The sequence below is a fragment of the Paenarthrobacter sp. YIM B13468 genome, assembly GCF_042788025.1.
In the GTDB taxonomy this organism is placed as follows: Bacteria; Actinomycetota; Actinomycetes; order Actinomycetales; family Micrococcaceae; genus Arthrobacter; species Arthrobacter aromaticivorans.
The window spans coordinates 53,684-67,994 of record NZ_JBHZPI010000019.1 but is presented as its reverse complement, the minus strand read 5'-3'; the positions used below and the strand labels follow the sequence as shown (position 1 = coordinate 67,994).

Below are 14,311 nucleotides of genomic sequence, written 5' to 3'. Positions count from 1 at the left end.
GGAGCTTTTGATGAAAGCAATTGTTGTGTCAGATCAGTCCGCCGGAAGGGCCGGGCTCAGGATGGCCGAACGGCCGCAGCCGTCGGCATCGATAAACGATGTCATTGTTCAGGTTCATGCCTCTGGATTCGTTCCGACCGAGGTCGAGTGGTCCTCGACCTGGACTGATCGAGCCGGTAGGGATCGGACACCCTCCATCATTGGGCACGAGGTGGCCGGGGTTGTAACCGCGCTCGGCTATGGCACGACAGGCCTGACTGTGGGTCAACGCGTGTTTGGCCTTGCGGACTGGCACCGGGACGGCACCTTGGCGGAGTACGTGTCCATGGAAGCACGTAACCTTGCGCCGCTGCCTGGCGATGTCCCCTTCACAGTTGGCGCCAGCCTGCCCATCTCTGGCCTGACCGCATGGCAGGGATTGTTTATCCATGGCCGCATCCAGTCGGGGCAGAGCCTACTCGTGCACGGCGCTGCCGGGGCAGTCGGAACGATGGTGACTCAGCTGGCACGCGAAGCGGGCGCCTACGTCATCGGCACCGGACGAACTGCCGACCGGCAGAAGGCGCTTGACTTCGGCGCGCACGAGTTCGTCGATCTCGCCAATGACACCTTGCAAGATGTCGGCGGGGTTGACCTGGTATTCGATGTGATCGGGGGTGACATCCAGAAGCAGTCAGCGGCCCTGATCCGCCCCGGCGGAACGCTGGTGAGCATCACCGGTCCAGTTGAAGCACGCCCTACGGATGGTCTGGCAGTGGATTTCGTTGTCGAGTCGGATCGCGCGCAGCTGGGTGAGATCGTCCAGCGAATCCGGGACGGACGACTCCGGACGAACATCGGAAACATCGGCGAATTCGACGACGCGCTCAACGCCCTCAATCCAGCCGCCCGCCGGAATGGGAAGACGATCATCCAGGTGCGTGAGTAATTAAGAAGCCGTACAGGCAATGAACGCCTACCTGAAGCGCCGCAACTGGCGCTTATTCTTCGCGGTCGATCTCCAAGTAGCTGAGACCGCTCAGATCCAGCCAATAACGCGTTGGTGTTTGGACCAATCGCAGCAGAACGCCCTGGCAGTCGCGGCACCGGACCACAATGCCGGGCGCGTCCGTGAAGACCATGGCCTCGCCAAAAGCCCTGACGGAACCGCAGTGCCTGCACCGCCCGAGCGCCGCGATGATGTCGATCCGGAAGACTTCGGACAGGGCGCCGGCCGCGGCGTTCCCGTCAACATACGGAATCGGGTCATGGGGTCCTGCTGCAATGTCCGGGTCATCGGACTCGGGGACAGCGAAGTCGTCGGTGCTGGTCACCGGATACCTCCCGTCCCGCCAAACCGCTCGGTCTTGATCGACTCCGGCCGATAACCGGCCATTACAAGCCAGTCCGCAACGGTCTCCACGAAGACTGTCTGGCCGCAAACAAAAACATCCGGGTTCTCCTCTGTCGGGAAGATCTTGCCCAAAAGGGTCTCCGACGTAAGGCGGCCTGGCGCTGCCGGCCAGCCATCCGGCGTCGAACGCGTGTAGACGTAATCGACCATCAGCTTGGCTGAATCCTGGTCCAAACGATGCAGCTCGTCACGGTAGAGCGCAGCGTCAGGAGCTTTAAGGGAATAGAGCAACTTGAAAGGGGCCACGCTGTTGGATGCCTGATGGGCGCGGATCATCGACATCAGCGGCACCACACCTGACCCTCCTCCGATCAGCTGCACCGGGTTGGCATTTCCATTCCGCCAGACAAACCAGCCGCCCACGGGTCCCCGGATTTCCAACCGGTCTCCGACCGCCAGGTCCCGGACGAGGTACGGCGAGACTTCGCCGTCGGGCAGTTCATCAACGGTGATTTCCAGATGCTCATCCGCACTTGCCGATGCCACCGAGTAAGACCGGATGGCTGTATAGCCGTCGTCCGCGGTGAGGCGGATATCAATGTGCTGCCCGGCGAGGTATCCCATCAAACCATCCACGCGCAGCCTAATGGTCCGGGCTGTGGCGTTTTCCAGTTCCCCGCCCACCACTTCAGCGACCCGCCATACAGAACTCACAGCAAAGGCCTCACGAGTAACGCTCCTCGCGCCAAGGATTGCCGTGCAGATGATATCCATTCGATTCCCAGAAACCGGGAACGTCGTCATCCGTCAGTTCCAAACCATGAATCCATTTGGCGCTTTTCCAGAAATACAAATGCGGCACCAAAAGCCGCGCCGGACCGCCATGCGCGCGTTCAAGTGGTTCGTTATCGAACTCCCACGCCACCCAGGCCTTGCCGCCCAACAGGTCCCACAGCGGAACATTGGTGGTGTAACCGCCAAATGAATGGGCGGTGGCGAAGTCGCGGGTTGTCTCCACCTTTTCGAAAAGCGTGTCCACCGAAACTCCACGCCACACTGTTCCCAGTTTTGACCAACTGGTGACGCAGTGAATGTCTTGGGTGATCTCTTCCTGCGGCAAGGCCATGAACTCATCCCAGGTCCACGCGAGCCGCTGGCCATCCTCCGCGGTAATGAAGAACTCCCATTCTTCAACGGGAATGAGCGGAGCGGGTCCCGCGGTCAGGACAGGAAAGTCCTGAGTTTCATGCTGTCCCGGAGGCAACGCAGCATTCTCGGACCGCCGTCCACGGAAACCGGAAGAAATAATACCCATGATGCACCTCCGCGATGGAGCTCCATCGGCCAACGACCGTTGATGCCCCAACCATAGGGCAAGCTCCGGGCGTGGTCCAGCAGATCCTTAGTTGCCCTGAGCCAGCGGCGCGAGCCGGTACCCCACGCCGCGCACAGTCTCAAGCCAGCGCGGGTTCTGGATGCTGTCGCCAAGTTTCTTGCGCAGGTTGCCCATGTGCACCTCAACGGCACGTTCGTCGGCATCGCTGACGTAGCTACCGACGTCGTAGGGTTCATTGCGAAGGCGCCGCGCCAGATCTGCCTTGGTCCGCACAATCCTGCCTGTCTCGAGCAGGGCAAGCAGGAGGTCGAATTCGGTGCGTGTCAGCCTCAGTTCCTGACCGTTCAAGACTGCCGTCCTGGAGCCGGCCGAAACGGCAAGGCCGTTGTGGGTCATCTCCGGGTCGGTTTCTTCAGCGGCGGCCTTGGACTCCGACGACGCGCGGGGCCTTCGCATCATGGCCTCGACGCGTGCACGAAGTTCGCGCGGGCGGAACGGCTTGGTGAGGTAGTCGTCGCCGCCGGCCTCGAGGCCCATGAGGGTGTCCAGTTCCTCCGCACGAGCCGTCAACATGATGATGTAGGCGTCCGAGGATTTCCGGATCTGGCGTGCCACCTCGAAACCATCGATGTCGGGCAGGCCCAGGTCCAGCGTTATGACGTCTGGATTCAGTTCGCGGGCTGACGTGACGCCCGCGGATCCAGTGGATGCAACATGGACGTCAAATCCCGCTTGGGAAAGGACCACACGCACCAATTCGCGAATATCCTGGTCATCTTCAATGACCAGCCCCACACGTACTTCACTCATCGCTGCCCCTCAGCCCCTTCGATAACCCTTCGAAGTATAACCATTATGGTTAGGCTGATCTCATGAACCGACTTTCTTCTGCATTCCGGGTGGTTGCGCCGTGACCCGCCCAACCACCTGGGATCTTGGCGAGAAGAAAAAACTCCTGGTTTTCCGGCGCTCTTTCCACGAACACACCCTGCGAATGAGGGTGGTTCTCAGCCAATTGCCGCTGTCCGTCTGTGTGTGCATTTCGGCGATTCTGGTGTGGCTGTTTTTCCCGGCCACGCTCGAAAATCCCATGTTCCTCCTCTTCCTGCTCAGCCAGGCATTCCTGTTGGCGGTGTGCGTCATTGTGCCGTGGCACCGGCTGCCGTTCCCCAGCTTCCTGGTGCTACCGATCCTGGACATGGTGTCGATTTCGTTCGGCAGGGAAGGAGGGCAGGAAGCGCTCACGGGGCTCAGTGTCCTGGTGGTCCTGCCCGTCATTTGGCTCTGTGCGTCCGGCCTGTACCCAAGACTGGCGATTGCCTTGTCATTCGTGGGTCCGCTCTGCATCGTTTGGGCTCCCTTGTTCGTCAAGGGCTCCTTCACTGAGCAGGACCTCACCAAGCCCCTGCTCTTCCCGATCCTGATGCTTGGCATCGGCGTGTCCGTGAGCGTGCTGACTCTGAGCATGGTGCGCCAGCAGCGGGCCTTGGAACAAAAGGATGAGGAACTAAAGAAAGCGCTCGACGTCAGCACCAAGCAGGAACGGCTCTTGAACACTGTCATGGAAGCCTTGCCCCTGGGTGTGGTGGCGGTGGATGGCGAAGGCCATGACATCCTCATGAACCGCCGCCAACGGCAAACCCACTCCTTGGCAACTCCTCCAGGCAATGACGATCCGAACGAATCCGAGCTGCTCGTCTTCGACCAGGACAGGACCACGCCGTTGCCCTCTGACCGCCGTCCAGTCCGGCGTGCGGTCCTGGGGGAAAGGTTCACGGACCAACTCGTATGGCTTGGTTCCGGAGCAGACCAGCGCGCCTTCACCACAAGCGCCCGCCCCATGGTTGACGACGCCGGGAACTTCGCCGGCTCGGTTATTGTCTTCAGCGACGTCACAGACCTGGTCAATGCCCTGGCCGCCAAGGACGACTTCGTCGCCAACGTCTCCCATGAATTCCGAACGCCGCTGACGTCCATCCTTGGTTACGTTGAGCTTCTGCTGGATGAACCGCGTTCCCTGGATCCCTCGTCGCGCAGGCAACTCGATATCGTTCGAAGGAACGCCGAACGGTTGCTTACCCTGGTATCGGATTTGTTGGCAGTGCGTTCAGGCCAAATGGTCATTCAGCCGCACGCGGTGGACGTGGCCGAGCTGGTGCGGGGAAGCGTGAGCTCTGCCGGTCCCCGGGCAGCCAAAGCGGGCATCCGGTTGTCCATGGATGTCCCTGAGTCCTTGGAGGCCCACGTGGACTCCTCACGAATAGCCCAGGTCCTGGACAACCTGGTATCAAACGCCATCAAGTACTCCCCCAAAGGCGCAAACGTAGAGGTTGCCGCGTGGGAGGACCAGGATTTCGTGTTCTGCCGCGTCTCCGATACCGGCATGGGCATGACTGAAGAAGAGCAGTCCGAGGCCTTTACCAAGTTCTTCCGGGCCGGCGGCGTACGCAACAGCACCATTCCCGGCGTCGGGCTTGGACTGCCCATCAGCAAGGCGATCGTCGAAGCGCATGGCGGAACCATCACGCTGGAAAGCGAACCCGGCCGGGGCACGACCTTCCTCGTGAAGATGCCCACCTAGGCGTTAGCGCCCGCTGCCTGCTACTGCGGCATCACGACGGCGGCCGAAGAGGAAGTAGCTCACCGGTCCGAAGAAGTTGATGAACGAAACAGCGCGCCACACCGCCTTCTTTCCCCTGATTCTGGAGTCGGGGGTCTTTCCGATGCTCCGTTGCGCTGCACCCAGCAGGGCCATATTTATGGCTCCGCTGACGATGACCATGATCCGCTGGCCCTTGCTCATATCGCGCCACGATTTCCTGCCAGCCATGATGCCTCCCTCGAGAATTTCCCCTCAGCCGTCGTTCACCCGGCCGTAGTTCTCAGGCTAGTCTGACGCCGTTCGTCCCGCCACAGCCTGACGCACTACCTCGCCCCACGACTGTTCCGCGAGGTCCGCCACGGCAGCCAGGATTTCCGACGGCGGCAGGGACAGGTCCAGCGGATACTCCACGATGTCGATGTCCGTGTTCAGGATCCTGCGCAACTTCATCTCGCCCGGTCCAGCGTAGACAAGCCATGCCGTCGGGACCCGGAGTGCGGTGCAGTACGCCAACAATTGGTAATGGTCCGCGTTCAGTGAAGCGCCGGCATCTCCTGCCGCTGTGTACTTGGAGTCGTAGACCACCACGGGCCTCCCACCCAGGAAGTGCACGGCGTCGGGGCGGACTGTCAGGCGATCCGCGTCCCGGACAGCCTCATTGAGCAGCGCTCCGTACTGGAGGCGCATCTCCCCCGGGTAAACACTCATCGCATGACGCAAAGCCGTGCCCACGAACTCTTCGAAAACCTGTGCCATGTCCACCACAAAGGAAGCCGTCTGCTGCTTCCCTTCGCCGGCCTCGGCGGAGGCATTGCGCAGGATGACCTCCGAGAGCCGCAGAACGGCGTGGTACCTGAGATTCATTCGGTTGGCCCGCCACGGCGGCAGTGGGGCTCCGGACTGCAGACGGGTGACGGCGTCGAGCTTTCCCTTGAGCTGGCGCAAGCGGCTCAGGACGTCGGCCCGGACGCCCGGCACCTTCCCCATCCGTTCCAAGGCGGCGCGGAGGATGCGGTTCTCAGCGATGTCCTCGGTGAATTCGTCGTAGGACACTTCCAAGGGCACCATCATGCCGGGCCTGCGGGAGATCTGGTCCGAGATGCGGATGCGGCCTTTGACGGTCCGCAGCGATTCATGGATGGTGAGGTAGCCCTGCAGGACGCCGCGGCTCAGCGCGCGGTCAGCCAGCTGGGCCAGTGACTCGGCCAAGGCGCTCCAGAGATCCGGGTGCTCAACCGCTTCTACGGAGTGGTCGCGGAAGCCTTGGTCACCGGCGTAGCTGAGGAGGAAAAGCAAGCGACTCAGGCCAAGCCGGTCCTTGGGGCGGACCTCGAGCTGGACAGTGGAAGTGCGCACCGCACCGACTTTGCCGACGGGTTCGATCCTATAGAGGCCCATGCCAATCGGTGACGCTTTCGCCAGCCCACTGGCGTTGATGAACGCAGCGGTTGGGGGGTCGAGCTTGTCAACGACTCCCCGTGAGAGCTCGTCCATGACGATGTGCCGGGTCCCGGCAGCCGTCCGCGCCGTACCGGCACTTGCCGGTGGCCGCCGCGGGCGTGGCGGGACGGCCTTAGCGGGCAGCAAGTCGTCCCAGCAATTGGTCCAGGCCGAAGCGTTCCTCCAACTGGGCACGGTTCAACTGCCCGTGATAGTGCTCCTCCAGCAACGGCATGAGCTCGTACTTCCAGATGCGCCGCAATCCTGTGGGGTTTTGGGCAGCGTTCTTCATGAAGTAGGACGGCCCGATCATCAGGTCCCTGTCCCAGTCATCGATGGCGTCGTTGAGGGCGTCCAGGAGATCCGCATTGAGGGTGTCCAGGCCGCGGGCCTGCAGGAAGCGCCGCAGCGAGCCCCTCACCGGTTCCACCTTGGGATGGAGTTCGATGAACGCGAAACGACGACGGATGGCGGCGTCCATCATGGCGATGGAGCGGTCAGCGGTGTTCATGGTGCCGATGATGTACAGGTTGTCCGGCAGGCTGAAGGGTTCGTTGGGGCTGTACTGCAGGTAAATGCGGTCATCACGGTATTCAAGGAGGAAGTACAGCTCGCCGAAGACCTTGGCCAGGTTGGCACGGTTCATCTCATCGATGATCAGGAAGTACGGCTTGTGCGCGTTCTCCGGCTTGGCAGCTTCCTCCGCGAGCCGACGCAACGGCCCGGCCACGAGCTTGAAGGAGACCTGGCCGTCGTCGGTTTTGTCCGGACGGTAACCCTCAAAGAAATCCTCGTACGCGTATGACGGATGGAACTGCACCAGCTTCACGCGTTCATCGGTGCTGTCGCCGGCGAGTTCGGCAGCGAGGTGCTTGGCCAGGTACGTCTTGCCGGTACCTGGAGGTCCGTAAAGAACCAGTTGGCGGTTCTCTTCGAGCAGTTCGGCGATTTCCTTCAGCGGCTCAAGGTCCATGTGAAGGGAAGCTGCGAACTCTTCGGTCAACGGCCGGAAACCCTGCTGGACAACCTCGACGACGGCGGTGGGCGGCGCTTCGTCCTCGCCGTCGGTTTCGGCTTCTACCGGCAGGAGTTCCTGCAACGCCTGAATGACCCTGGTGACATCCACGATGATCCCGGGCGTGGACAATTGCCGCTGTGCATGGCGTGGGAGTTCGGTGATGGCGTAACTGTCATCGAACCAGCGGACCTTGCGGCGGATACGCCGGTTGTCCTCGTGGTGTTCGGGCTCGCCAAGGACCACTCCCACACGGACCCGTCCGGCGTGCTGGTAGAGCGTAAGGTCACCGGGTTTCATCACCGTGAGGAAGGCGAAGACCGCCGTCTTGGTGTCCTCGCGCTCTACGTAGCCCAGGTGCTTGTAATCCTCGTCCACTGCATGCTGGACCACGCCGGCAGTGACTCCGGCAGTGAGGGAGCGGAGGTGCTCAACGTCCAGGGTGGCCTTCTCTTCAGCAACCCAGGCGGCCAGCAGGTCAGCGTTGTCGTGATGGGTACGCAGCAACCAGGAGCGGCGTCCGGGGTCCCCCACCTTGCGCCATTGGCTGACCAGCTGGCGTGCATACCAATCGATGCGCTGGCCGGCTTGTTCGTCCAGGTGCAGCCGGATCCGATGGATGTCCGCAGTCACGTCCTCCTCGGTATCGCCCCCGGCGCCACCAACGAGTGAGGCGAAAGCATCACGAATCTCCCGGCGCTCCACGTCAGCCACCACAGGCTCGAAGTAGCTGGGCCACACCAAATACTCGATACTGCGGCGCATGGCTGGTTGGTCCTCTGGTGTTCCCACTGCAAGCTCGTGGAACTTCAACGGATCGGCGAGCGCCTGGTTGATGGTCTCCGTGCTCTGGCCGTCTACATGCGCAACAAAGCGGCACAGCCATTTCAGGTGGTCCCAAATGGTCCAGTTGAACTCGGCGGTACGGTCACGGATCACGCCGTGGTCCGTCATGCCCTCGTAGAGCTCCCCCGGCAACTCGATCGGCGGCTCTACCCAGGAGGCAGCCTCGGCCACACGAGCACGCTTGACCCTGAGGGACTTGACCTCATGGGCCAATGGCAGCGACTGCAGGAAGAGCAATTCCACTGCCAGCAGCTTGGCTTCCCGTGACGCGCCTTCGAGGTTTTGCCGAAGATTGGTCATCATGGGGGCCTTGGAATCTTCCACCCCGCGCTCAAGGCGTTCCAGCAGTTCTCCGGCGGCGTCCGCCGTCCACGTCAGCGTATGGCCGTCCAGCGCTGACGGTCTCCCTTGGAGTGCCGGGCCCAACACATACCAGGCCGCGTCCTCGATCTCCTTGGAGATTCCGGGGGCGCGGTCAATGGCAGGCTTCACGGAGGGGGTCACCATGCCAACTTACCTTGTTTGACTTAGCCAAGCATCTGGATTTGGAGGGGCACAGGACAGATAGAAGTCTGGTTAAGTGGCGATGTTCGCGCAAACATGGCTTGACGTGAGCCCGTCATTCCCATAGACCTGCAGTACCCGTAACATGCAGTGATCGGATCCAGACAATGGTGTGGACCTCCAACACTTTTCGCCGGGCACGGATCCATGTCAGGAGCGGGTTTTGTGAACAACAAACCTCCTGACAAGGGCCCAACCCGGCTCCATGGGCACGCCCGGATTCCGTTAGCGGTTCTCGCGGCGGCGGTCATGCTTGGCTGCTTCCAATCTGCAGCGGTCACCACGGCGCCCCCAGCCACCCAGCAGATCCGGGCAGATTCAACGGCTGATGCATCCTCAGTAGCCAATCGGTCCACGAATGACACTGCCGTTAATAGCACCACCCCTTCGGGAACGGTTGAGCCTGGGCCTACGAACCCCTTGGCCGCGACACTCTGTCAACAAACAGCCTCAGGATTTGGAGTGGCGTCCACCAGCGGCGGCCCTTCAGACCTCCAACTCCGCAACGCTTCGGCCATCATGGTGGCGGGCAAAAAGCTGGGGCTAACACTCGACGCCCAAATCCTTGGGGTACAAGCCGCCCTTGGCGAATCTTCCCTTGAAAGCAAGGACTTCGGTGACGCCGCTGGGCCGGACTCCCGCGGGCTTTTCCAGCAGCGCGCCAACGGCGCATGGGGCTCTTATGCGGATCGCATGGATCCGTTCATCAGCGCAACCAGCTTCTTCCTTGCCCTGAAGGGCATCAAGGACTGGCAGCTTCTGCCGTCCAGCCTGGCCATCCACCTCGTGCAGCGGAACCAGGATCCAGACCACTACACCAAGTACCGGGAGCTGGCACAGGAAATCGTGAGTTTCCTGAATTCCCAGGGTGCATCTACCTGTTCCGGCGGCGGCTCGTGGCAAACATCGGTGGGGAACCCTGAGTCCCGTCATGTACGGCCGGGACCCGGCTCGTTGATGTCCCCATTGCTGAATCTGCGCCCCAGTTCACCTTTTGGGCTACGCACCAATCCGATCACAGGTGCCCCGGGGGAATTTCATACAGGGCAGGACTTCGCAGCGGCCTGTGGCACACCGGTCCATTCTGCTGATGACGGCTACGTGCGCGAGGTGGGCTGGCATGCCTGGGGTGGAGGCAACCGGATAGAGATCGATCACGGCAACGGACTTATCACTACGTACAACCACTTGCAGGCGAGCGCCGTGCGCAAAGGGCAGGTAGTTGAAGCCGGAGAAGTCATCGGATTGGTCGGCTCCACTGGTTCGTCCACCGGATGCCACCTTCACTTTGAAACAATTGTGAATGGCGTGCTGGTGGATCCATCATCGTGGAGCCTGATTCCACTGGATACAGAATCGTCCGTGGATCTACTCAGGCTCACAAGCTTCTCACCAACAACTGGAACGACGCCGGTTGGCGAGGTTCCGGTGTGGTCGCTCGGGATCGCGCTTGGCGAGCCGGGGGCGCCAGCCCCCGAGCCGGCTGCGCAGCCCACTCCCTCACCTACGGCGACCCCGACGGCTACTCCCACGCCGACCCCAACTGCTACACCCACGCCCACTGCAACGGCTGAGCCCACCCCCACTGTGAGCACTACGCCGACGCCAACGGCCAGCCCGACCGCCGAACCCACGGCAACTCCGACCACTACGCCCACACCAACTGTGACGGCTACGCCCACGCCGACGCCAACGGCCAGCCCGACTCCTACCGCCGAACCCACGGCATCACCAACCACCACATCCGACCCCACGGCGTCGCCGACTCCAACAGCCACGGTCGCTCCCACCGCAACCATCACAGGGACCCCAACTACCGAGCCCGCTCCTACGGCAACCGTGACGGCCACTCCCACACCCACGGCCACGCCCACCGCAACACCCTGAGCGTGCCCGGCCTTGCCCGCAAGCAGACGAAGGCCGGGCTGGGTTCCTGCTAGCCGGCAGCCGCGATCCTGAACACCAGCGTGCGGGCTTCGGGTTTAAGGGCGAAATCGGGCCACACGTCGGGTCCGCATGCCCGCGAGCCCAGCCCGTGTTGTGCGGCGTCAAGGTAGAGGAAGCTGTTCCGGCTCTGCGGCAATTCGTGCCGATGGGCCGCGCCCGAGACCTGCTGCGCCGTATGCCGGGACAACGTGAAGCCAGGCAGCCGATCCCTCGAATCTGGAAGTGCATGGAACGTCACCCAAGGATCCGTACCGTTGCGCAGCTCCAGGGATCGGACCGCACTCCTGTGCCCTGTCTCCTGCGGCCGCGCGTAGTTCACGCCGAGCTCGTCGATTGCCGCCGAGTAGCGGCCCACCAAGGCAGCACGCATGCTGTCCGGATACGATTCCCGCGGTCCTGTCCCGAACCAGGAGGCTCCGTCCACTGACTTGGGCAGGTCAAACCGCACGCCCAGGCGAGGCCACACCATGTTCCAGCCCGAGCTGGGCACAATGTCCAGGCGCAGCCACAGCTCTCCCCCGGATACCTGCCACTGCTCGTCCACGGAAACAGAATGTGCGTTGTCCGCAGCGGCATAGCGGGTGGTGACGAACACGCCGTCGTCGGCCTGCACCACTTTCTGGACGCGGGCCGTCAGTCTGTCCAGACCCGCCTTGAGCCATACACTCTGGTTGGACAGAGCTGGAACCCCGGCGCCATTGTTGAGCCACGGATCTGCGAGGTCGTAACTGCCGAAACCCGAACCTTGGTCGTTGTCCGTTGGTGCCCGCCATAACTCCAGACGCGGCCCGGATACCGGCAGTCCACCCAGGGCAACGAGCCGCCCATCCTCGAACTGGGCCGGTCCCAGGGATAGTGCCCCGGCCGTCCCGGTCTCCCCGCGAGCAGCCGACGACAGAGGGCGCGGAGCCTTAAGGGGACGCCTGGCGGCAGGCGCAGTTAAATCCAACTGCGCAGTGGAGATGACATGGCCGGCCGGAGCCCACGCGGTGTCCTTGCGCAGGGCAACCTCGACGGTGAGCCACTGTTCGCCAGCCTCCACCTTAGTGAGAGCCCTTAGCGCTGACTCCGGCAACTCCATGACTGTGGAGTCACCAGCGGCGAGTTGACCGCCACTGGCGGTGACGACGTCGAACGTTCCGGACGCGTTCGGCTCGCCGTCCGTTTCGGTGCGCCAGCGAAGGACGACGTCGGACGCGTCCGCCGAGTGCCGCAGGTTGGCGACTGTGAGCATTGGGTGCCTCACGTCGTCGGTGCCGGCTACTTCGAAGCCCAAACGGAGGGGCGCCACGATCTGTTTGTACTCGAACAATCCCGGGCTGGGCGTCGAATCCGAAAGAACCATGCCGTCCATGACGAAGTTGCCGTCGTGGACAACCTCGCCGAAGTCGCCCCCGTAGGCGAAGAACTCCGTGCCGTCAGCGGTGGTGGTGCGGATCCCGTGGTCCCGCCATTCCCACACGAACCCTCCATGCAACCGCGGATAGCGGTCCACCAGGTCCTCATATTGGTCGATCGCACCGGGACCGTTGCCCATTGCATGCACGTACTCGCACAGCAGGAACGGTTTACTGCGTTGGCGCGCCGATTCCGCGGCGGAGCAGCCAAGCAGGAGCGAGCCGGAATCGTTGCGGCCAATGGCTTCGGTTTCGGGGATGGAAGAGTACATGCGCGAGTAGACGTCGGTGTACGCGCCCGTGTAGTCGCCCTCGTAGTGGACTGGACGGCTGGAGTCGCGCGCGTGGGTCCAGGCGGACATGGCCGCGAGGTTTGCGCCGGTTCCTGCCTCGTTGCCCAAGGACCACATGACGATTGAGGGGTGGTTCTTGTCCCGCTCAACGGTGCGCTCCATCCTGTCAACCAACGCCTCGCGCCAGGCAGGATCGTCACTGGGATTTCCGGCCCAGCCATGCCGCTCAAAGCCGTGCGTTTCAAGATCGCACTCCAGGATCACCCAAAATCCCATCTCATCAGCGAGATCCAGCAGGCGCGGGTGCGGCGGGTAGTGGCTGGTGCGGATGGCATTGACGTTGAACTGCTTCATCATGGCCAGATCGGCCCGGGCAAAATCTTCGTCAAAGACGCGGCCACGGTCCGGGTGCGTCTCGTGCCGGTTGACGCCATGGAACACTACCCGCCGCCCGTTCACCAGGAACTGGTCGCCCTTGATTTCCACCGTTCGGAAGCCGATCTTCAACGAGACCGTCTCGCCTTGGCTTGAGATCGTCGCCGCGTACAGCCGCGGGACTTCCGCGGACCAGGGTTCGACGGCGGCAATCGCCACCGGGGCGACGTCCGCCGGACTTTCCCACGTGACGTCTACATCAAGTTCGGGAACGCGGAGCCGCACAGGATAGGCAGCGGGAGCGGCCGCAATTTCGGCGTCGATGACGCCTGAACCGGAGTGGCCGGTGCCCTCAAATGGGGTCCGCAACCAGACGTCGTCGATACCCGCTTGAGGACGGGCCTGAAGCGTGACGTCGCGGAAGATGCCCGGCATCCACCATTGGTCCTGGTCCTCGACGTAGCTCGAAGCAGACCACTGATGGACGCGGACAGCCAGGACGTTTTCCCCGGGACGGACTGCCTCGGTGACGTCGAACTCCTGGGCCAGCCGGCTTCCCGCGCCGACACCGATCACTGTTCCGTTGATCCACAATTTGTAGCGGGATTCCACTCCATCAAAGCGCAGGACGATACTCTCCGCAGTGGCCCAGTCCGCAGGAATGGTGAAGGTCCGCCTGTAGTCGCCCGTTGGATTCTCATCAGGCACATGCGGTGCATCCGTGGGAAAGGGGAACTGGACGTTCGTGTAGATGGGGCGGCCATAACGGCCCGCTCCTTCCAGGACCCAATGGGAAGGAACAGGGATCTCATCCCAGCCGGAATCATCCAGGGCTTCGTCAGCGACTCCCTCCACCTGCTCGCCAGCAGGCAGGACTCCCCTGCCGCCTGGCGTTCCCGGCGCGCCGGGCAGAAGACGGAATCTCCACAAGCCGTTGAGCGGGATCGTGGGTGCGTCACTCCGCAGCCAGGAACGGGCTGGCAGCCGATTGCCGGAGCCCGGGCCAGGATGCGTGATGTAGGAAGTGCCGGCAAACAAGGCCAAAGATGTCGATTCCACGTGGCTCCTTCAAGCGTCCACTGCAGGGTTGGGTGTGACCACGCTAACACAAATTTCGAGTAGATACTCGAATTTCAGAATTGCGGTCCCCGCCCGCTGTACAC

11 protein-coding genes are annotated in these 14,311 nt (G+C 62.4%); 3 read left to right on the top strand and 8 right to left on the bottom strand.

Annotated features, from left to right (window positions below; all coding sequences use genetic code 11):
• Positions 1-10 precede the first annotated feature (10 nt).
• Entirely contained in the window at positions 11-928 is a 918-nt protein-coding gene (locus tag ACFX4T_RS17645) for an NADP-dependent oxidoreductase (protein ID WP_377652991.1), read from the top strand.
• 52 nt (positions 929-980) lie between these two features.
• On the opposite strand, the gene ACFX4T_RS17640 is transcribed toward ACFX4T_RS17645, so the two are convergent.
• The 4 genes from ACFX4T_RS17640 to ACFX4T_RS17625 all read right to left on the bottom strand — a co-directional run bounded on the left by ACFX4T_RS17640 (position 981) and on the right by ACFX4T_RS17625 (position 3,479).
• On the bottom strand, positions 981-1,313 hold the full coding sequence (locus tag ACFX4T_RS17640; RefSeq protein ID WP_308169415.1) for a DUF6510 family protein: 333 nt from the start codon (positions 1,311-1,313) through the stop codon (positions 981-983).
• On the bottom strand, positions 1,310-2,047 hold the full coding sequence (locus tag ACFX4T_RS17635; RefSeq protein WP_377652989.1) for a ferredoxin reductase: 738 nt from the start codon (positions 2,045-2,047) through the stop codon (positions 1,310-1,312). Before ACFX4T_RS17635 ends, ACFX4T_RS17640 begins: the two co-directional genes overlap by 4 nt.
• A gap of 10 nt (positions 2,048-2,057) precedes the next feature.
• Positions 2,058-2,648 carry a molybdopterin-dependent oxidoreductase gene (locus ACFX4T_RS17630; protein WP_377652987.1) on the bottom strand — a complete coding sequence of 197 codons (591 nt, stop codon included), beginning with the start codon at positions 2,646-2,648 and terminating at the stop codon, positions 2,058-2,060.
• Positions 2,649-2,735: 87 nt separating this feature from the next.
• Positions 2,736-3,479, bottom strand: coding sequence for a response regulator transcription factor (locus ACFX4T_RS17625; RefSeq protein WP_377652985.1), 744 nt, complete (start codon positions 3,477-3,479; stop codon positions 2,736-2,738).
• Between the two features lie 100 nt (positions 3,480-3,579).
• On the opposite strand from ACFX4T_RS17625, the gene ACFX4T_RS17620 reads away from it, so the two are divergent.
• Entirely contained in the window at positions 3,580-5,250 is a 1,671-nt protein-coding gene (locus ACFX4T_RS17620) for a sensor histidine kinase (protein ID WP_377652983.1), read from the top strand.
• 3 nt (positions 5,251-5,253) lie between these two features.
• Here the strand turns inward: ACFX4T_RS17620 and ACFX4T_RS17615 are convergent, their stop codons facing one another.
• From ACFX4T_RS17615 to ACFX4T_RS17605, 3 genes are all read right to left on the bottom strand, one after another.
• Positions 5,254-5,499 (bottom strand): PLDc N-terminal domain-containing protein, encoded by a 246-nt coding sequence (locus ACFX4T_RS17615; protein WP_216926111.1) that lies wholly within the window; start codon positions 5,497-5,499, stop codon positions 5,254-5,256.
• 57 nt (positions 5,500-5,556) lie between these two features.
• Positions 5,557-6,765 (bottom strand): restriction endonuclease, encoded by a 1,209-nt coding sequence (locus tag ACFX4T_RS17610; protein WP_377652981.1) that lies wholly within the window; start codon positions 6,763-6,765, stop codon positions 5,557-5,559.
• 79 nt (positions 6,766-6,844) lie between these two features.
• Entirely contained in the window at positions 6,845-9,079 is a 2,235-nt protein-coding gene (locus tag ACFX4T_RS17605) for an McrB family protein (RefSeq protein WP_377652979.1), read from the bottom strand.
• Positions 9,080-9,598: 519 nt separating this feature from the next.
• Between ACFX4T_RS17605 and ACFX4T_RS17600 the strand changes: the two genes are divergently transcribed.
• Entirely contained in the window at positions 9,599-11,023 is a 1,425-nt protein-coding gene (locus tag ACFX4T_RS17600) for a M23 family metallopeptidase (protein ID WP_377652977.1), read from the top strand.
• A gap of 49 nt (positions 11,024-11,072) precedes the next feature.
• Here ACFX4T_RS17600 and ACFX4T_RS17595 read toward each other — a convergent pair whose 3' ends face one another.
• Positions 11,073-14,207 (bottom strand): glycoside hydrolase family 2 TIM barrel-domain containing protein, encoded by a 3,135-nt coding sequence (locus tag ACFX4T_RS17595; RefSeq protein ID WP_377652975.1) that lies wholly within the window; start codon positions 14,205-14,207, stop codon positions 11,073-11,075.
• Positions 14,208-14,311: the final 104 nt, after the last annotated feature.